The organism is Prolixibacter sp. NT017 (assembly GCF_009617875.1).
GTDB lineage: Bacteria > Bacteroidota > Bacteroidia > Bacteroidales > Prolixibacteraceae > Prolixibacter.
Genome location: NZ_BLAV01000001.1, coordinates 4,460,734 through 4,482,202 on the forward strand (window position 1 = coordinate 4,460,734; position 21,469 = coordinate 4,482,202).

The following is a 21,469-nucleotide window of genomic DNA, read 5'->3' on the forward strand; positions in this document are numbered from 1 at the left end:
TCAAGAATTTATGGTTAGGCTTTGGTGTTCAACTTCGAGGTTTTGGTTGCCCTCAAGAGTGTAATCTTTTCCGTAGATGGTCAGCGGACAAGCAGTAGCCGAGTGATTCTCGATGTATACTTTGCCCTGGCTCGCTTTGATTTGCAGCCATGCACCCCGGAAGTTAATGCGGAATGCATACGATTTCCAGGATTTCGTGATGAACGGATTGAGCACTACGCGGCCATTGCGTACACGCATTCCGCCAAAGCCCATCACAAAGGCCATCCAGGTTCCGCCCATCGAGGTGATGTGACAACCTTCATCGGTATCGCTGTTGTAATCGTCGATATCGAGACGGGCAGTCCGCAAATACATTTCGTAGGCCTTTTCTTCCTTACCTAACGTAGAAGCCAAAATGGTATGGATACAAGGAGAAAGCGACGATTCGTGAACCGTAATAGGCTCGTAGAAATCGAAGTGACGCTTGATGGTCTCTTTATCGAACTCATTTTCATAAAGGAAAATGCTTTGCAACGTGTCCGCCTGCTTGATGTAGCATGAACGCAAAATCCGATCCCACGACCAGTTTTTGTTCAGCGGGCGTTCCTCTGCGGGAAGCTGTGCAGCCGGTGTCAAATCTTTATCGAGGAAACCATCCTGTTGGAGGAATATTCCGCGTTCTTCGTCAAATGCGAAGTACATCTTCTCGATGATGTCGGCCCACTTGCTTAGTTCTGTCTTTTCGTCAAGATTCCATTTCTTGACTAAATCGGCATATGTATCTGCGTGATTTTTCTTCAGGAATTCAATTACTTCCAGCGTATAACGTAGCGTCCATTGAGCCATTCGGTTGGTGTGGAAGTTATTGTTCACATTGTTTTCGTATTCGTTCGGACCGGTAACGCCCAGCATCACGTATTGCTGTTTGGCTTCAGACCAATTTACGCGCTGCGCCCAGAAACGGGAGATTCCCAGCAGTACTTCAAATCCGTAAGGGGCCAGATAATCCTCGTCGCCGGTATACCGGATGTAATCGTAAATAGCAAAAGCGATGGCGCCGTTCCTGTGAATTTCTTCGAAGGTGATTTCCCATTCGTTGTGGCACTCTTCACCATTCATCGTAACCATCGGGTAAAGGGCTGCACCGTTTTTGAATCCGAGTTTTTCAGCGTTTTCAATGGCTTTCTGCAGATGTTTGTGACGGTAGAGCAACAGGTTGCGCGATACATCCTGTGGTGCGGTGGCCAGGTAAAACGGCACACAGTACGCTTCGGTATCCCAGTAAGTAGAACCTCCGTATTTTTCGCCGGTGAATCCTTTCGGTCCAATGTTCAGACGCTCATCTTCACCAGTGTATGTTTGATTCAGCTGGAAAATATTGAAGCGGATTCCCTGCTGTGCCGACACGTCACCTTCGATGATGATATCGCTGGTTTCCCATTTAACAGCCCAGGCGTCGGCCTGCTCTTTCATCATCTGGTCGAAACCTTTGGCATAAACACCGTTCAGCAGCTCTTTGGCTTTCGCCTGAAGACCTTGCTTCGGGTGATATTCAGATGAGAGATTGACACCGAATTTTTCGATGGTAATCTCGTCTCCTTCTGATACGTTTACCGTAAATGTGTTGGCGATGTATTTGTTCCGCTCTTCGGTGGCTGCTTCAACTTTGATCTCTTCACCATTCTTCAGTACCCTGAATTTCATTCCTGAAGTAACGTGGAAGAAAGTCTTGCGAACTTCGGCAGTCACATATCCCTCTCCGCCCTTTACTTCTTTGCCTACCTCATCCCAGAATTTCTCGTCGTAGTTGGCGTCTTCGTTCATCACATCGAAGTCGACGTAAGGCCGAAGCGTAATTTCGCCTGCGAAGTTATTTGCCTTCAGCGTGTAGCGGATGGCTCCGGTGGCTGAATCGACAATACTGAGCAGTCGCTGAGAATGAATGGAAACCTCTTCACCGGAAGAAAGACCGGCGGTTACTGTTCGGGTGAGGTGACCTTCCTTCATGTTGAGCTCGCGCCGGAATGCTTTTACGTCGGCCTGGGCCAAGTCGAGCACACTGTCGTTAATGCGTACGTCGATTCCCAGCCAGTTGGCTGCGTTCAATACTTTGGCAAAATATTCGGGATAACCGTTTTTCCACCATCCAACGCGGGTTTTGTCGGGATAATAAATACCCGCAACGTAATTACCCTGGAGGGTTTCACCAGAATATTGCTCTTCGAAATTGGCCCGGTGGCCCATCCGGCCGTTACCGAGGCTCATTACACTTTCTGATATTTTATTGTATTCCGGGTGAAATTTGTCCTCTACAATCTTCCACTCGTCATTGATCAGGTAATTCTTCATCTTCCGTCTGGTTTTATCAGGTTTCGTCTTCTCTATTCTCAGACGAACTCCCAATTCACTTTTATATATGGATGGCTACTTTGTTCGGTCGCAGCCAGTATATTTAATTGAATTTCAATTTATCAATGTTCATGTCTTCAAATCCGGGCATAACGAAATCCGCATTTTTCAGATTGTCGGGATGTCCGATACCAATAACATGCATACCGGCATTGCGTGCGGCTTCGATTCCTGCCTGTGCATCCTCAAAAACGACACAGTCGGTTGGCTCTACGTTAAGCGCTTCGGCACCCTTTAGAAATACTTCCGGGTCCGGTTTCGCTTTCGACACGCTGTTACCGTCAATGATGGCATCGAACAGATGTGTCAAACCAATCTGTTTAAGGATTAGCGGCGCGTTTTTACTGGCCGATCCGAGTGCAATCAAAATTCCGTTTTTCTTTAACTCACCCAGAAAATCTTCTACACCAGGAAGTATCTCATCCGGTTTCATTTTCCGGATGTAGCTGACATAGTTTTCATTTTTTTGAGCTGCGAGTTGTTCTTTTCGCTCATCATCTAATTCAATACCGCCAATTTCCAGCAGAATTTCCAGCGAACGTACCCGGCTCACTCCTTTCAGCCGCTCATTATCGGCCTCAGTAAAATCGAATCCTAGTTCGTTTGCCAGTTCTTTCCAGGCAATGAAATGGTATTTGGCTGTATCAACAACTACCCCGTCGAGGTCGAACAAACAAGCTTTTATCTGTGTCATGAAAATTATTCGATGGTTATAACTTCGTGTTTCTTCACTTTTACAAAGAATACGGTGGCTGCACCCAACAACATGGATACACCGCAGATGATCATCATATAAATGGCTTGGTTGCCAAAAATGTCGCGCACGATAGTACCTCCCACAATTCCTGAAATGATTTGGGGGCCGGCAATCGTGAAGTTGAAGATTCCCATGTAAACGCCCATCTTATCTGCCGGAAGTGCATCGGACAGAAGCGAGTAGGGCATGGCCAGAATCGCTGCCCAGGCAATACCAATACCAACCATCGATATTAGCAATGAATTGGGAGTGTTGAGGAAATACATGGAAATGTAGCCTATTCCACCCAATGCCAACGCCAGTGAATAGGTCGATTTTCTTCCGATGACACTGGCAATCTTGGTCATTACAATGGAGAACAGTGCGGCGAAGAGGCTGTATGCCCCAAATAAAATTCCGACCCAGTTTCCGGCTTCCTGGTAAGCAGCAGAGGAAGCATCCCCGATGGGCGTTCCGTATATGTGCTGCGCGACTGCCGGCGTGGTATATACCCACATCAGGTAGAGCGCAAACCAGGAGAAGAATTGTACGATAGCCAGTTGCGCCATCGTTTTGGGCATCTTGGTAAACAGTTCAAAGAATGCTTTCAGCCTGGTCGCCAACGATTTCTTTTCGGTTTTATCGTTGCTCCACGTCTCATAATCGAGATCGTTCTGTTCGCAGTAAACTTCCGGCGGGTACTCTTTCGTTCTGAAAACGGTCCAGAGGACTGATAACAGAAGAATACTACCTCCAATGTAAAAGGACCAGATTACTGAAGGTGGAACCTCGCCGCTGGGAGCTGTATTCCGGACATGTAAAATATTCGTCAGGAAATACGGTAATACGGAACCGACAACTGCTCCGGCATTGATGAGAAAGCTTTGGATAGAATAACCCAGGGTTCGTTGTCCCTCGGGGACCATATCGGCAACCAGTGCACGGAAAGGTTGCATGGTAATATTAAAGGAACCGTCCATCAATGCAAACATCATGGCTCCGAAAATAATGGGAGGTATGATGGCCACCAGGGCCGATGCATTTGGCATAAGCCACATGGCAATGGTGGCTACCAGGGCACCTCCAAAGATGTATGGACCGCGCCGTCCCAGCCGGTTCCATGTGCGATCGCTTGCAGCGCCAACAATCGGTTGGACAATTAATCCCATTAAGGGAGCGGCCAGCCAGAAAAATGAAAGCGAATGCAAGTCGGCACCCAGATTTGAAAGAATACGGCTGACATTGGCATTTTGCAGAGAAAATCCGATTTGGACTCCCAGAAAGCCGAAACTTACGTTCCAGATCTGCCAAAAGTTTAGGCGTGGTTTTTTTGCCATACGTTAATAATTATCGTCTGAATTAATAATTGAAACAGAGAAGCATATCAATGCACTAAAGCATAGAATACCTGTTGTTTCGTTCCTGAAAAGTAGATAGATCAATTCTGCGCCGGAAGCAATTCCGTGCTAAGTGGAAAGAATAGAATGGAATGATTTTCGGTTCAAAAATAGTTAAGCCACTCGTTTTTTGCAAGTGGTAACCGCTTTTATATCAAAAAAATATAGTCTTCTTATTCAGGATACCTTATTGCAATCGTTTGCGATGCATAACATGTTTTATAGCGATTTTATATACTGCGGGTCGACTCCCGAATCACAAGGTTGGTATCGACTACTTTAGTATCGCCGTAGCTATAATTCGGATTAGCAATGCGTTTCAATAAAATACGAGTGGCTTCGGCACCCATCTCATAGCCATGCTGGTCTACCGAGCTTAATTTGGGTGTTGTAAAATCCGAGAACCGCCCTGCGGAAAATCCCATGATACTTACATCTTCCGGAACCCGGTATTCCCGGCGCTGGAGAGCCTTCATGGCTCCAATGGCCGTTAAATCGTTGTTCGCGAATATTCCGTCAGGTGGCTCCGGTAAATGCATCAGGTACTCGATGGCATTTTCGGCCAGTTCGACCGAATCGGCAGGGTAAACATACTCCTCTTTATAAGGAAGGCCTCCATCCCGCAATGCATCCTTGTATCCTTCCAAGCGTTTTTCACCGATAGCCAGATTTTGCGGAGCTGCCAGGTGAGCAATCCGTTTGCAGCCTGTTTTAACCAGATGTTGTGTTGCAGTGTAAGCGGCTTTGTGATCATCAATAATAACCTTATCGGAAGTAAAACCGGTTGCTATCCGATCGAAAAAAACCAGTGGTATGCCACTGTCTTCCAGCATGTGAAGATGTTCGAAATTGTGGGTCTCTTTCGATACGGAAACCATAACGCCCTCAGTGCGGTTGGACAGGAGTGCCTGCGCATTGGTTACTTCCCGCTCGTACTTTTCGTTCGACTGGAATATCATTACGTTATAGCCGGCTTCGTAGGCTACATCTTCGACCCCGCTAATGACCGAAGAGAAGAAATAATGGACGATTTCGGGAATGATAACACCAATGGTGTTGGTGCGGCTACTCTTCAACGACAGGGCAACAGCGTTCGGCTTGTACCTTAGCTTTTTAGCCAGATCGTTTACCATACGCTTGGTTTCCACACTGATATCGGGATGGTCCTTCAGTGCCCTGGAAACTGTCGATGCAGAAATACCTAATTCTTTTGCTATGTCTTTAATGGTTACCTGACTACCCTTCATTTTTTTTATTCCGCTGGTCAAATATTATGAAAAGCACTACTTGTGTCAAAGTAAAGAAAATTTAAAGTAATCCAAAACATCTGAGCTGTAATATATCCTTTCGGTTTTTTAACGAAGAGGGGCATTTTTCAATGAATATGTTATAAAACATGTTGAGTGCAAACGTCATCGCAATCGTTTGCGTTAAGAAATCATGACCTAATGAACATAACAATACATTTATTTAAGGTTAAAAAATGTTTATTTGAATCGGAAATTAGTGTGATCAGCCCTGTTTCCGGAAAGAATAATGGATGATTTTCAACTGTTTAATTCCTTTCTAAAAAGGAACTATTTCAATCGTATTAATTCTGTTTTTATGAACCTATAATTTGATCCTTATGAAGTTTGTCTTTGGAAAATTGCATGTTTTGTTGCTGTTCTCAGCACTACTCATGGCAAACGTGTCATTTGCGCAAGAAATGACAATTACCGGTAAGGTCACAGATGTAACTACCAAGGAACCGTTGGTGGGGGCAACAGTTGTGATTGCCGGTACTACAAATGGTACAACAACCGACTTTGATGGTAACTACCGGTTGAATGTGACCAAGGGCCAGAAGCTGGTATATTCGTTTATCGGCTATAAATCACAAACACTCACTGTGGGCGCTCAGTCAACGATCAACGTTGCGATGCAGGTTGAAACAAAAGGGCTTGATCAGGTCGTAGTGATTGGTTATGGTCAGGTTAAAAAAGATGACGCGACTGGCTCGGTCGCTGTTGTTGGAACTGACGATTTTAACAAAGGAGCTATTACCTCGCCACAGGACTTGTTGGTTGGTAAAAGTGCCGGTGTGGTGATTACTTCCAACAGTGGTGCACCGGGTAGTGGAGCTACTATTCGTATTCGTGGAGGCTCATCCATGAGTGCCAGCAATGATCCGTTGATTGTGATTGACGGAATGCCTGTAGCTGGCGGTGGAATCAGTGGTAGCAGTAACCCGTTGAACTCCATCAACCCGAATGACATCAAATCGTTCACTGTTCTGAAAGATGCTTCGGCTACTGCTATTTATGGTTCGCGAGCATCGAATGGTGTAATCATTATTACTACCAAAAAAAGTAAAGCTGGTACACCATTCCACGTTGAATACAACGGAAATGTATCGGTTAGCTACGCTCCTAAGTTTGTTGACGTACTAACCGGCGATCAGCTTCGCACGATGGTGAGTGATTTGGTTCAGCAAGGTTACCCGGGATTAAGCTCCAGTGCCGAAAATCGTTTGGGCAATGCGAATACTGACTGGCAGAGTGAAATCTACCGAACAGCTATTTCTCACGATCATAACATTAGTTTTACAGGCTCGTTTAAAGACATTCCTTATCGCGTTTCATATGGTTATACCGATCAGAAAGGTATTTTGAAATCAACTGATATGAAAAGGAATACACTGGCTGTTAATTTGAACCCCTCGCTGTTGGATAACAGACTTCAGATTAACGTGAGTTTGAAGGGAATGCACAACAATAACAATTTTGGTAACACAGGTGCCGTTGGTTCCGCCGTTGCATTTGACCCGACTCAACCTGTTATGAACGGTAACACGAAGTACGGAGGTTATTTTACCTGGACTAACCTGGAAGACAACCTACCCGACGGCTCGATGAATCCTGATGGTTATCCGAACCCAATTGGTGTCAGCAACCCGGTTGCCCTGATTAACCAGACGGATAACCGTTCAACTGTTCAGCGTTTCATTGGAAATGCTCAGGTGAATTATGCCTTCAAATTTCTGGAGGGGTTAAAAGCAAACCTGAATACTGGTTATGACTATACTGATAGTAAAGGACACAATAATGCACCTGATAGTGCTCCGTGGACTTATCGTTCTGGTATCGGTCAGAAAATCGATTATACCGCACAGGTAAAGAATGAGTTGCTCGATTTATACCTGAACTACGTTAAATCACTTGGTGTTCACAAATTCGATGTAACAGCAGGATATTCATGGCAGCATTTTTGGAGAAAAGGCTCTAATTTCAACCGTAATGGTGATGGAACTCAGGTAGCTGAAGATTCAAAATATATTAATGAAAACTACCTTGTTTCATTCTTTGGTCGTTTGAATTATACGCTGAATGACAAGTATTTGTTTACATTTACTTTGCGTGATGATGGTTCTTCTCGTTTTGGGCCGAATAACCGTTGGGGACTGTTCCCGGCTGCAGCGTTTGCCTGGAAGATCAACAAGGAAGGATTCCTGGCAGATTCGAAAGTAGTTTCAGATCTAAAACTGAGATTAGGTTATGGTATTACTGGTCAGCAAGATATTTCTGACAATTATTATCCTTACCTGGCGTTGTACCGACTAGGTGAGTCGACAGCTCAGTATCAGTTTGGAAATCAATTCTACAGTACGCTGCGCCCAAATCCTTACGATGCTAACATCAAGTGGGAATCAACAACAACCTATAATGTTGGATTGGATTTCGGATTCCTGAATAACCGGATTTCCGGTAGCATTGATGCTTATTTGAGAAAGACCTCTGATTTGTTGAACAACATTCCGATTGCTGCCGGTACCAACTTTTCGAACTTCCTGACAACGAACGTAGGTGATTTGGAGAACAAGGGTATTGAATTCTCACTGGATGCAAAGCCGGTGTCAACAAAAGACTGGATGTGGGACCTTGGATTTAATCTTTCATATAATAAAAACAAGATTACCAAGTTGACCATGACAGATGACCCGAACTATGCTGGTGTGAACGTTGGCGGTATCGCCGGTGGTGTTGGTAACTTTATCCAGAATAACCAGGTTGGTTTCCCGGTAAACTCGTTCTATGTATTCCAACAGGTTTACGATAAGAATGGAAAACCAATCGAAGGTTTGTATGTCGATCGGAGTGGTCAGGGTGGTAATGTTAGCAGCAACAACCTGAACAAATATCACTATAAGACACCTGCACCCGATGTAATGATGGGGATTTCTTCACGTTTGTCATACAAACAGTTTGACTTCTCTTTCTCCGGCAGGATTAGTCTTGGTAACTATGTATACAATAACGTTGCGTCTGACAGAGCATTGTATTCGTCTATTTACAATCAATCAGGCTTTTTTAACAACGTACCAACGGCTATCTACAAAACCAACTTCTCCGATCCGCAGTATTGGTCAGATTACTATGTTGAGAACGCTTCATACTTCAAAATGGATAATATGAGCGTTGGATACAACTTTGACCATTTCCTGACTGACAAATTGAAAGGTCGCTTGAGTTTTACTGTTCAAAATGCCTTTACAATTACTGATTACTCTGGCTTAGATCCGGAAGTTGATGGAGGTATTGACAACAATATCTATCCGCGTCCCCGGACCTTCCTGCTCGGTGTGAATTTGTCTTTCTAACGCAAAAAAAGATTCGAACATGAAATATTTCAATAAAATATTATTTCCAACACTGGTCATCCTGCTTTCTTTGATGACTTCGTGTGTGAACGATTTGGATGTCGTTCCGTTGGATAAAACGCTAATCACTTCTGCAAACGTTTATGATAGTCCGGAAGCATATAAAGAAGGACTTGCCAAACTGTACGCTTCTTTTGCTGTAAGTGGACAGAGAGGGCCTTCAGGCTTGCCCGATATTTCCGGAATTGATGAAGGGTTTAGTAACTACCTACGGCAGTACTGGAATGTTCAGGAATTGCCCACTGATGAAGCCGTAATGGCATGGAATGATGCTACAATTAAGGATTTTCACTGGATGACCTGGACACCCAACGACGTTTTCATTGGTGCTATGTATTCACGAATTTTTTACACCGTGGCGATTAGCAATGAGTACATCCGTGCGACGGCAGGTAGTCAGGACCCCGATATTCAACGATATAATGCAGAAGCTCGTTTCATTAGGGCATTGGCTTATTATCACGCTCTTGACCTGTTTGGAAATGTAACGTTTGTGACTGAGAAAGATCTTCCGGGAGCTTTCTTCCCGCAGCAGATTTCCAGGGCAGACTTGTTTAAATATATCGAAACTGAACTTTTGGATATCCAGGATAAGCTTGGAGCTCCCGGTTTCGAATATGGTCGTGCAGACCAGGGGGCCGATTGGACACTGCTGGCAACTCTTTATCTGAATGCCGGTGTTTATACCGGACAGGATCGTTACGCCGACTGTATTACTTACTGTAATAAGGTCATCAGTTCAGGAGCTTACTCGCTGGCACCGAAGTATGCCAATAACTTCGTTGCTGACAACAACAAAAGCCCAGAAATGATTTTCTCAATCGGAAGTGATGGTGATCATACTCGTTCGTACGGTGGTATGACTTACCTGATTCACGCGGCTATTGGTGGTTCCATGCCATCCGCTGACTTTGGTGTCGGCGGTGGTTGGGGGGGTATCCGCACGACCAAAGCATTGGTTAATAAGTTCAGCGATCCGAGTGGTTCAACCGACCAGCGCGCTATGTTCTGGACAGACGGACAGTCTTTGGAAATCAATGATATCGCTACATTCACCGATGGTTATGGCATTACCAAATTCAAAAACGTGAATGCCGACGGTAGTCCGGCTGTTCACCCGCATCCTGATTTTGTATGTACCGACTTCCCTGTGTTCCGTCTGGCTGATGTTTACCTGATGTATGCAGAGTCTTTTTTACGTGGCGGAGGCGGTGATGCTGCAACTGCTCTGGGATATGTAAATGCTTTGAGAGAACGTGCCTACGGTGATGCTTCTGGTGATATCAACCAAAGTCAGTTAACGCTTGACTTTATTTTGAATGAACGTGCGCGCGAACTGTATTGGGAAGGTCATAGAAGAACTGACCTGATCCGTTTCGGAGAATTTACATCTGATGCCTACTTGTGGCCCTGGAAAGGAAAAGTGAAGGATGGTAAGGCTGTTGAATCTTATCGTACTTTGTATCCTATTCCGGCAGCCGAACTGGGAGCCAATCCGAATTTGAAACAAAATCCAGGTTATTAATTTTTAAATGAAGAAAGATGAAGTATATCTTAAATTCAATATTGTTCTTGTTTGTCCTGGGGATTGTAAGTTCATGTACCCAAAAGGATTTAACAATATATAATCCGGACAATGCCACCGGACCAACATTGACCATGCCGTCTTCTGTTACTATGTCGATGGACAATAAGGCGGATTCGGTAGAATTTAGCTGGACGCCCTCAGACTACAACCTTCAAGTAGCGGTAACCTATTCGTTGCAAATGGATACTGTCGGTGATAATTTTGCAAATGCGTACACTCTTTACAGTGGAGCAGATGATCATTTTTCCATTACGGTTGGAGACTTAAACTCAGCTTTGATGGGGCAGCTGGAACTACCTGCAGAGCAAAGTGCTTCCGTAGAGTTTCGCGTTGTTTCCAATATTAGTGATAATGTAGCTGATCTGAACAGCGCTTCACAGTCTATCGATTTGACTCCTTACAAAACTGTTTTCCCGCCCATTTACATGATTGGAGCGGCTACGGGCGGATGGGATACTTCTCTGGCTGTGGAAATGCCAAGCACTGAGCCAAACGTTTATTCAACCATTGCTAAATTTACGCAGGATCAGGCGTTCCGTTTCTTCGCTCAACCCGACTGGGGGCCGACAAGCTACAATTATCCTTATTTCGAATCAGGAACCATTAGCAGTTTGCTGGAGAATGCACAGGACGGCGATAGTAACTTCCAATTCTTGGGAGCAACTGGATACTACCGCATTACTGTTAACCTGAAAACGCTGACTGTGGATATGACTTCTGTACCGGAGCCGGTTATGTACATGACGGGAGCCGCCATTGGAGGTTGGGATCAACCAGGAACAGGTGCCAGTGTGAAAATGACATTCGTGAAAGAAAACGTTTGGAAAGGAACGGCTGACTTTATCAGCGGTGAGGCGTTCCGCTTCTTCGCACAAGCTGATTGGGGCCCTACAAGTTACAACTATCCATATTTTGCTGATGGTACCGTGGATCCGATGTTGGAAGATGCACAGGATGGCGACAATAACTTCAAATTTACCGGAACTAGCGGTACATATGAGATAACCTTGAATCTTAATGATTTGACGGTTACTATGACTGCTCAGTAAATGGGTATAGAAGAATCTGAATTAGCGCTTTCACCGCAAAGGGCACAATAAAGACAAGTCATTTCTTGTAGAAAGAAGCCAGTTTAGATTTTCTTCCATAAATAAACAGGGGATGCCTGAAAAAGAGCTTCTGTTCGGGTGGTAAAGGCCAATTTTCATCGAAAGGCTCGATACTATCAGGATGTCTTTTCAGGGATCCCCTTTTCAATCTTTAACTTTCTGGATGAATACCATTTTCCGGTTTCGCATGAAAAATACGCTTCTCACTATTTTGTGGTTGCTTTTTCTTAAGTGGGGCTGCCAGGCTCAGTCCGATGTTATGATGCAGGCATTCTACTGGGATCCGCCAGTCGATGCTGCACATCTGAATGGCATTTGGTGGAACAAACTGGCCGGTGAAATACCGGAGTTGGAAGCTGCCGGAATAAAAGCGCTGTGGATTCCTTCTCCCTGCAAAGGGAACTGGGGAATTTACGATATGGGCTATGGGATTTATGATCATTACGACCTTGGTAATTTTAACCAATGTGGTACGGTAGAAACCCGTTTCGGTTCAATGGCCGAATTGATGAACCTTTTGAATGTGGCGCATGATACCTCGAAAGGTCAGCGAATGGACATTTATGCTGACATTGTCATGAACCATATGTATTCTACACAGAAAAAAGATCTGGAGCGAAACCCTGTCGTGAAAAAGTACATGCAGGATCACGCTGTGATAAGCGAAAAAGCCCACGCTCCTTACCCGACCAATGAAATTGTTTGGCAATTCATTCCTTCCCGGCCCGGCAATTATATCTTCCACATCCGTGGATTCCATCTGAACTTTGATGCGCCTGCATCGGAACGTTTTTTTCAATTCGAATGCAATCTTCCGGCTCATGCCGGAAATAGCTCTGAGGAAACACCTCAAAAAAAATATTACAGGACGATTCAATCACCTGAAAGTGAACAGGAATTTCAGGTGCATGTGCCTGCAGATAAAACAAACCAACCAGTTGAAATTCGTTTGACCGCGCAAAAGAATTCTGATGGTAAGAATTTTCAATGGACCGATCAAACGAATGCTTATTATGTTTCCGATGTAACTTTGGCAGGAAAATCGGTGAACGACTCACTGTTTGCATTAACACATACCGGTATTCATTATGTCGATCACGGAAACCTTCCGAACCTGAAATGGCACTACTTCGATTTTCATCCCTCCGATGCAACTGATTCGCTTGGTTTTCCGGGAAGCCGGGATACACTGATGACGAATGTGAAATGGTTTGGGAACGATTTGAATACCTTGAATTCCGAAGTGCAGAATCGACTGATGGATTGGGGTAAATGGCTGGCCGATTCTATTGGTTTCGATGGTTACCGGCTCGATTTTGTTCAGGGATACCAGCCGGAAATGGTGGCTAAATGGGTGACCAACCTGCCGCCGGATAGAACCGGGCAACAGCCGTTTATTGTCAGCGAATATTTCACCAACTATGCCGATAGGATATACGACTGGGTAAAACGTGTCGACGACTACCGTTTTCAGGGGAAACACCCGAACGTAACGGCTTTCGATTTTCCGTTGAAGAAAGCATTGACTGACATGTGCAACGGAGATGGAACGTCTTTTTCGATGGAACGCCTGGCAACGGCTTCGATGAGCGACAACGGAAAATACGAACTTCCGGCATCATCGGTGGTCAGCTTTGCGGAGAATCACGATACCGGAAAAGAACACGATAAATGGATCGTGAAAGACTGGCGAATGGCCTATGCCTACATTTTGTTTGCGCCTGAAAGGCCTTGCATCTTCTATCCGCATTATTACGGTGTGAAACAACACGATTTCAACCATAAGGAGTTTTCGGTACAGGCACCCGATACACTGCAAACCTTTATCGATAGAATGATTAAAATCCGGGCAGACTACCTCGGAGGCTCAATGATGCCCTTGCATTTTAGTCAATGTGCTGCCGCTGATAATCTGTTTGTAGCAAGACGTGAAGGTGGAGCGAAGGATTCCGGGGCCATTTTAGTTCTAAATAATAATGATTCACAGGAGCTAAGCTGCATGGCAGACACGAAAGCAGAAGGTTACTCTGATTGGGCTGGTAAAAAGCTGATGAATCTGCTTCATCCCGACGCTGATGTGAATGTATCCAAACACGGATTTGTGGAACTAAAAGCACCTCCAAGAGGTATATCCCTATATGTACTCGTCGATAGACCTCATATGCAAAAATAAATCATTACCAATCATAATACCGAGAACCAGATGACACTGATGAAAAAGACACTATTCCTGATAGCAACGCTGTTTGTTAGTCTGACAGCAGGAGCACAAACGGTGACAGACTATTCTGTTTCTACTGATCCAACGTTTTTCACGGCCAATCAGCAGGTAAAAGTAACCTTCGATCTGAAGGGATTCGATACCCCAAACCAATGGGGCGATGTTTATTTGTGGATTTGGCTTTCTGATCCGAATGTGGGAAATCCCTCCGATCAGGGAACCTGGTCAAATACGGCCGATGCCTACAAAATGACCGATGACGGAAACAATAAGTATTCTTTCACCTTCACTCCTTCGGCACTTTGGCCCAATATTGATCCAACGACGATCAAGAAAATTGGAGTAATTGCTAAAGCGAAAGATGGCTCTGATACCGGATCCGGGGAAAGGAAAACAACGCCGGATTACATGCTGAATGTGACTGCAGAAGGAGTACTGGATATTCAAAATTCAGTGACCTCACCTTACATTGGAACGGCAGGCGAATCCCTACCGGTCTCTATCGTTACCAGTGAATCGGCCGATATTACTCTTTCTTTGGATAACACAGTGTTGAAAACTGTAACAGGAACAACTCTGGATGACAATGTTACGTTGCCACAGTCGGGCGATCACTGGCTGATTACCAAGGCTCAGGCAGGAACAAAAATCAGTTACGATTCGGTGTTTGTCACCATAAAGCAGGATTTGACCGGAACGATGCCGGCTGGTTATCGTAAAGGAATTAATTACGTTGACGATACTACGGTAGGACTGGTCCTTTGGGCTCCTTACAAAAATAATGTGTATGTGTTGGGAGAGTTTGATAACTGGCAGCCGAAGGCGGCTTATCAAATGCACAAGGACGGAGACTATTACTGGATTACCCTGAATGTGGAAAAAGGGAAAGAGTACCTGTACCAATATCTGGTTGATGATTCCATCAAAATTGCTGACCCCTATACCGAAAAGGTAAGCGATCCGTGGAATGACCAGTACATCTCGAGTACAACTTATCCCAATCTAATTGCATATCCTACCGGGAAAACGACCGGAATTACCTCCAGTTTTCAAACGGCACAGACACCTTATAACTGGCAGGTGACTAATTTTACACCGCCAGCAGCTGATTCTTTAGTTATTTACGAGTTATTAGTTAGGGATTTCGATGCATCACATTCTTTTCAGGGAGTGATCGACCACCTCGACTATTTACAGGATTTGAACGTGAATGTTGTGGAATTGATGCCGGTAAATGAATTTGAAGGAAACAGCAGTTGGGGGTATAATCCCGATTTCTATTTTGCTCCGGATAAGTACTACGGTCCTAAAAACGACTTGAAAAAGCTGGTTGACGAATGCCACAAGAGAGGAATGGCTGTTGTTATTGATTTGGTGTTGAACCATTCGTATGGTCAGAGTCCGTTCGTTCAGCTTTATTTCAAAGACGGAAAACCAACAGCCCAAAATCCCTGGTATAATCAGCAAAGTAACTTCGAAAATCCGGATGCTCAGTGGGGATACGATTTCAACCATGAGAGTCCTGCGACACAACAGCTGGTTGACAGCATCAATTCCTTTTGGATGAGTCAGTACAAAGTAGACGGTTTCCGTTTCGACTTTACGAAAGGTTTTTCGAATAATTTCAAGCCGTTGGCAACCGATCCGTGGGGAAGTAAATACGATGCTGATCGGATTCGCATATTGGAAAGAATGGCCGATCGGATATGGAAACGGAAGTCGGATGCGCTGGTTATTTTCGAGCATTTGGCTGACAATAGTGAAGAGACCGTTTTAGCAGACTACAACAAAGGGATTCTTCTTTGGGGGAATATGTCAGGGGCTGCCCAAAATGCTGCAAAAGGAAATGTGACCAATAATAATGCAGATTTCTCAGGGGCTTCATACACTGATAGAAGCTGGAACAAATCACGACTGGTTGGTTATATGGAAAGCCATGATGAGCAGCGGGTGGCCTATGTTGCCGAAACCTCCGGTTTGGCAAATGACAATTACAATATAAAAGATGTTCCGACTGCGTTAAAACGAATCGAATTGAATGCAGCACTATTCTTCACCATTCCCGGCCCGAAAATGTTCTATATGTTTGATGAGTTGGGCAATGATAAGGATATTAATGTCCCGAGTCGTACCGGTGAGAAAGAGCCTTTGTGGAGCTACGTGGACGATCCCAATCGTACCGATGTTTTCCAGACATATGCCAAATTATTTTACCTAAAGCGCAATTACGACATCTTCTCGACTACCGATTTTACTTATTCATTGAATGGAGTTACGAAGTGGATAAAGCTGAATAAAAACAATCAGCACGTGGTGGTTGAAGGAAACTTTGGTTTGACCGCTGCCGATCTGTCTGTTGATTTTCCGGTTACCGGAAAGTGGTATGAATATTTTACCGGCGATTCCATTAACCTGACGAGCAATTCGTACATGGCTCATCTGGCGCCCGGAGAGTACCGGTTGTATTCAACAGAGAATTTTACGAAAGACCATATTGTAACCGATGTACCGACTGTGTCGGCTAATGATAACCCATTACAGGTGTGGCCCAATCCGGTTCAAAATAGCCTGAATCTATCGGCCGACGAAGATATGAATCGTGTAACCGTATATTCCATTACCGGACGGGTATTGCTCGATAAAAGCTTTCCGGGGTACGGCAAAACATCCATAGCGATTCAATCCGATGGTTGGCCACAGGGAACTTATATTGTAAAAGTAATTACCACTTCCGGCAATGTGGAAACCCGGAAAGTGATGAAATATTGATCAGAGTTGAATAAAAATTGTATGATTTTTTGCCCGGAATTTGCAATTGATTTTTCCGTTTAATGAACAGATCGTGCCGTTCACCACATAAAATCGGCCGTTCGTCAAAAAAATTTTTCAGTTTGTTCAGGAATGTCTTAATTGTCGACAGGTAAAAAAGCAAGGATACGCAGTAGTACCTTCATCGTTGGTTTTTGAAGGCTACTTACTTCAGAAGTAAGACTGCAAAAAATGAAAATGCCGCGTTCGGGAGGATGCGGCATTTTTTATGAAACTTTGCAAAACGGTTTTCGGGTTTAAGTAGACGATTTCTTCGTCGCAGTGTGATTGTTGTAAACTACTGCGCAATGTGCTATATTTGCGCGAAATTATTTTTTATTCAGTATAAAAACTGATAATCTGAAATAAATCTTTTTCTGTCTTCCAAATGATTGAAAGAATAAGCATCGAAAACCAGGAACTGGTCACCCGGAGGTCTCATGGGAATGGGCTTTTCATGGTTAGTCACATGCATTTCTCCAATCGGTGCATGCGCTGATTAGCGCTGTTTACTAATCTATTTACCCATCTCCCGGATTTTTCGGACAACTGTTCGCTTACAGCACGGAAACAGCCAATAGAAAGCCGCAACCATGTACTTTTTGATTTTCAAGCATTGTTGTCAATTGAAGCAATGAGCTGATTGATCTGATTTTACCTGTTATACAGGAAAATGAACCGGACAGTGGGTTCACTGTTAAGGAAGTGGTTGAAGTGATTTCGGGAGGTTTTAATCTCATAGTTGTGAGATGTTTTTTTGAAACTCATAGTTTTGTGAAAGCAAAGAAAAGACTTGATTTTAGCTGAATAGATACAACTGATATGACAAACAAATACAATATACAGGAAGAAATAAAAAAGCGTGTCCTGGTGCTCGATGGAGCCATGGGGACGATGATTCAAAAATACAAGCTGGAAGAGGAAGACTTCCGGGGGACCCGTTTTGCCGACTGGAAACAGTCGTTGAGAGGAAATAACGATCTTCTTTCCATCGTCCGTCCCGATATTATCCGTGATATTCATGAAGAATTTTTGGAAGCCGGTGCCGATATTCTGGAGACCAATACGTTCAATGCCAACCGCATTTCCCAGTCCGATTACGGCATGGAAGAGTTGGTTTACGAACTGAATGTCGCTTCGGTGAAAGTAGCCCGCGAAGCGGCTGAAAAGTATTCAACTCCTGATAAACCCCGTTTTGTTGCTGGATCACTCGGGCCAACAAACAAAACGGCATCCATGTCACCCGATGTGAATGACCCGGGTTTTCGTGCCGTTAGCTATAACGATTTGAAAGAAACCTACCGGGAGCAGGTGGAAGGTTTGCTGGATGGCGGTGTTGATCTGCTGTTGGTCGAAACGATTTTCGATACCCTGAATGCCAAAGCTGCCCTGATGGCCATCGATGAAGCATTGGAAGCACGTGGAATTCGGAAACCCGTGATGGTTTCCGGAACAATTACAGACGCCAGCGGACGAACTCTTTCCGGGCAAACGGTTGAGGCATTCCTTAACTCCGTTTCACACATGGATTTGCTGACCATCGGGCTGAACTGCTCGCTGGGAGCGAAAGACATGCGTCCCTACCTGGAAGAGCTGGGGAGGAAAGCGCCGTTTTACATCAGTGCTTACCCGAACGCCGGATTGCCTAACCAGTTCGGTGAGTACGACGAAACGCCGGAAATGATGGCCGAACAGGTAAAAGGTTTTCTCGACAAAAGCACAGTAAATATCGTAGGCGGTTGCTGTGGTACCACGCCGGACCACATTCGGGAACTGGCGAAACTGGCTGAAAAGGCCCGGCCACATGAAAAGGTGCATCCCGAAGTAGCGATGCGCTTGAGTGGATTAGAGCCTCTTACGGTGAACCAAATGGCGAATTTCATCAACGTGGGAGAGCGTTGTAATGTAGCAGGTTCGCGAAAATTTGCCCGTTTGATTCGGGAAGAAAAGTATGAGGAAGCGCTTTCCATTGCCCGCGAGATGGTGGAAGGTGGTGCCCAGGTTATCGATGTGAACCTTGACGATGCCATGCTTGATGCGAAGAAGGAAATGGTTCGCTTCCTGAATCTCTTAATGGCGGAACCGGATATTGCCCGGCTTCCCATCATGATTGACTCATCCAAGTGGGAAGTGATCGAAGCTGGTCTTCAGTGTTTGCAAGGGAAAGCGATTGTCAACTCCATCAGTCTGAAAGAAGGCGAAGAAGAATTTAAGGCACATGCCCATAAAATAAAGCAGTACGGAGCAGCAGTTGTTGTGATGGCTTTCGACGAAGATGGTCAGGCCGACTCGTACGAGCGCCGCATTCAAATATGTGAGCGGGCTTATCGTATTCTTGCGGAAGATGTTCAATTCCCGGCAACGGATATTATTTTCGATCCAAACATATTAACAGTTGGAACCGGTATAGAAGAGCATAACAATTATGCGATCGATTATATCCGCGCAACGAAATGGATTAAGGAAAATCTGCCGGAAGCTCGGGTAAGTGGCGGTGTGTCCAATGTATCGTTCGCTTTCCGCGGAAACAATGTAGTCCGGGAAGCGATGCACTCGGCATTCCTGTATCATGCCATTAAGGCTGGAATGGACATGGGGATCGTCAACCCGGGAATGCTGCAGATATACGACGAAGTTCCGAAAGACTTGTTGGAACATGTTGAAGACGTATTGCTGAACCGTCGTCCCGATGCTACGGAGCGGTTACTGGAATTTGCCGAGAAGGTAAAAGGCACCGGACAGAAAGAGGAGAAGAAAGACGAATGGCGCGAACTTCCCGTGGAGAAACGATTGGAACATTCGCTGGTGAAAGGACTTCCGGATCATGTGGAAGAGGATCTCGAAGAAATCCTTCCGAAATTCGATGCCGCGCTCAATATCATCGAAGGTCCGCTGATGGACGGAATGAACATCGTAGGCGACCTGTTTGGTGATGGAAAAATGTTTCTTCCTCAGGTGATTAAATCAGCCCGTGTGATGAAAAAAGCGGTTGCCTGGCTACAACCACACATCGAACGGGAAAAAGCCCTGAATGGCGGCGAAGTGAAGAACCGAACCAAAGTTTTGCTGGCTACGGTGAAAGGTGATGTACACGACATTGGTAAAAATATAGTCGGGGTGGTGTTGGCCTGTAATAACATAGAGGTGATTGATCTGGGCGTTATGGTCCCGACGGAAAAGATTCTGGCAAAAGCTGAAGAAGAGAAAGTCGATTTGATAGGTCTAAGTGGCTTGATTACACCTTCGCTGGAGGAGATGGTGCTGGTCGCCCGTGAAATGGAAAACCGAAACATGAATGTACCGCTGATTATTGGTGGTGCAACGACGTCAAAAATTCATACAGCGGTAAAAATTGAGCCGGAATACAGTGAACCCGTAGTTCACGTGAAAGATGCATCACGCGCTGTTGGGGTGGTACAAAACCTGGTCAACCGTGAACAAAAATACATCGACGATATCAAAACCGAGTACGAAGGAATTCGCGAGTTCCACGGAAATAAGAAGCCGAAATCGTACCTGACGTTTGACCAAGCGAAGGAAAATGCCTTCCGTCCCGACTGGAAGACACAACCAGTTTACACGCCCAATTTTACAGGTGTGAAAGTTTTTGACGATTATCCGCTGGAAGAATTGCGCGAATATATCGACTGGACCTTCTTCTTCCTGGCCTGGGAGCTTCGGGCACATTTCCCGGATGTGTTGGACGATCCGAAAATGGGTAAAGAAGCGCGCAAATTATTTGCCGATGCCAATGCTATGCTCGATGAAATTATAGAGAAGAAAATGTTGAAGGCGAGCGGCGTCTTTGGCTTGTGGCCGGCCAACTCGGTAGGCGAAGATATCGAATTGTACACCGATGAATCGCGGACCGAAAAAGTAGGTACTTTCCATCATCTGCGTCAGCAAACTATCAAAAAGGAAAAGGGTAAACCCAACTTTTGTCTGAGCGATTTTGTAGCGCCCAAGGATAGCGGCGTGAAAGATTACTGCGGAGGATTTGCCGTGACTGCCGGAATCGGTTTGGAGAAATGGGTGGAGGAGTACAAAGCTGATCACAACGATTATAAGGCCATCATGTTGGAAGCGCTGGCTGATCGTCTGGCCGAGGCTTTCGCCGAAAGACTGCACGAAAGAGTTCGTAAAGAGTTTTGGGCGTATGTTCCGGATGAAAATTTAACAAAAGAAGAATTGATTCGGGTCAAGTACCAGGGAATCCGTCCGGCATTGGGTTATCCGGCCTGTCCGGAACACTCGGAGAAAGAGAATCTGTTCAATCTGTTGGATGCCGAGAAAAATACCGGTATTAAGCTCACCGAGCATTTTGCCATGTACCCGACAGCCTCGGTTAGCGGACAATATTTTGCACATCCCGACTCCATCTATTTTGGTGTGGATAAAGTAGGTAAAGAGCAGGTGGAAGATTACGCGCGACGGAAAAATGAATCGGTTGAATTCATCGAGAAGTTCCTTCCGGTGAATTTGAATTACAAATAATATTGAGATGAATAGAGGGAATCAAG

General features: G+C 45.0%; 10 protein-coding genes. 6 read left to right on the forward strand and 4 right to left on the reverse strand.

Features of this window, described 5'->3' with window-relative positions; translation table 11 throughout:
- The 4 genes from GJU87_RS18580 to GJU87_RS18595 all read right to left on the reverse strand — a co-directional run bounded on the left by GJU87_RS18580 (position 1) and on the right by GJU87_RS18595 (position 5,771).
- On the reverse strand, positions 1 to 2,331 hold the full coding sequence (locus GJU87_RS18580; protein ID WP_153640842.1) for a family 65 glycosyl hydrolase domain-containing protein: 2,331 nt from the start codon (positions 2,329 to 2,331) through the stop codon (positions 1 to 3).
- 103 nt (positions 2,332 to 2,434) lie between these two features.
- Positions 2,435 to 3,085 (reverse strand): beta-phosphoglucomutase, encoded by a 651-nt coding sequence (pgmB, locus tag GJU87_RS18585; RefSeq protein ID WP_153640843.1) that lies wholly within the window; start codon positions 3,083 to 3,085, stop codon positions 2,435 to 2,437.
- A 5-nt stretch (positions 3,086 to 3,090) separates the two neighbouring features.
- Complete coding sequence (locus GJU87_RS18590; RefSeq protein WP_153640844.1) at positions 3,091 to 4,464, reverse strand: MFS transporter; 1,374 nt, start codon at positions 4,462 to 4,464, stop codon at positions 3,091 to 3,093.
- A 290-nt stretch (positions 4,465 to 4,754) separates the two neighbouring features.
- Positions 4,755 to 5,771: a LacI family DNA-binding transcriptional regulator gene (locus tag GJU87_RS18595; protein ID WP_153640845.1), complete on the reverse strand. Its 1,017-nt coding sequence runs from the start codon at positions 5,769 to 5,771 to the stop codon at positions 4,755 to 4,757.
- Between the two features lie 380 nt (positions 5,772 to 6,151).
- Between GJU87_RS18595 and GJU87_RS18600 the strand changes: the two genes are divergently transcribed.
- From GJU87_RS18600 to metH, 6 genes are all read left to right on the forward strand, one after another.
- On the forward strand, positions 6,152 to 9,163 hold the full coding sequence (locus GJU87_RS18600; protein ID WP_153640846.1) for a TonB-dependent receptor: 3,012 nt from the start codon (positions 6,152 to 6,154) through the stop codon (positions 9,161 to 9,163).
- A 19-nt stretch (positions 9,164 to 9,182) separates the two neighbouring features.
- Positions 9,183 to 10,748, forward strand: coding sequence for a RagB/SusD family nutrient uptake outer membrane protein (locus tag GJU87_RS18605; protein WP_153640847.1), 1,566 nt, complete (start codon positions 9,183 to 9,185; stop codon positions 10,746 to 10,748).
- 17 nt (positions 10,749 to 10,765) lie between these two features.
- A complete protein-coding gene (locus tag GJU87_RS18610) occupies positions 10,766 to 11,860 on the forward strand; it encodes a SusE domain-containing protein (RefSeq protein WP_153640848.1) in 1,095 nt (364 codons plus the stop codon).
- A gap of 223 nt (positions 11,861 to 12,083) precedes the next feature.
- Positions 12,084 to 14,093: an alpha-amylase family glycosyl hydrolase gene (locus tag GJU87_RS18615; protein WP_194831576.1), complete on the forward strand. Its 2,010-nt coding sequence runs from the start codon at positions 12,084 to 12,086 to the stop codon at positions 14,091 to 14,093.
- Between the two features lie 39 nt (positions 14,094 to 14,132).
- A complete protein-coding gene (locus tag GJU87_RS18620; RefSeq protein WP_194831577.1) occupies positions 14,133 to 16,910 on the forward strand; it encodes an alpha-amylase family glycosyl hydrolase in 2,778 nt (925 codons plus the stop codon).
- An 861-nt stretch (positions 16,911 to 17,771) separates the two neighbouring features.
- Positions 17,772 to 21,443, forward strand: a complete 3,672-nt coding sequence (gene metH, locus GJU87_RS18625) for a methionine synthase (protein ID WP_153640851.1) — start codon at positions 17,772 to 17,774, stop codon at positions 21,441 to 21,443.
- Positions 21,444 to 21,469: the final 26 nt, after the last annotated feature.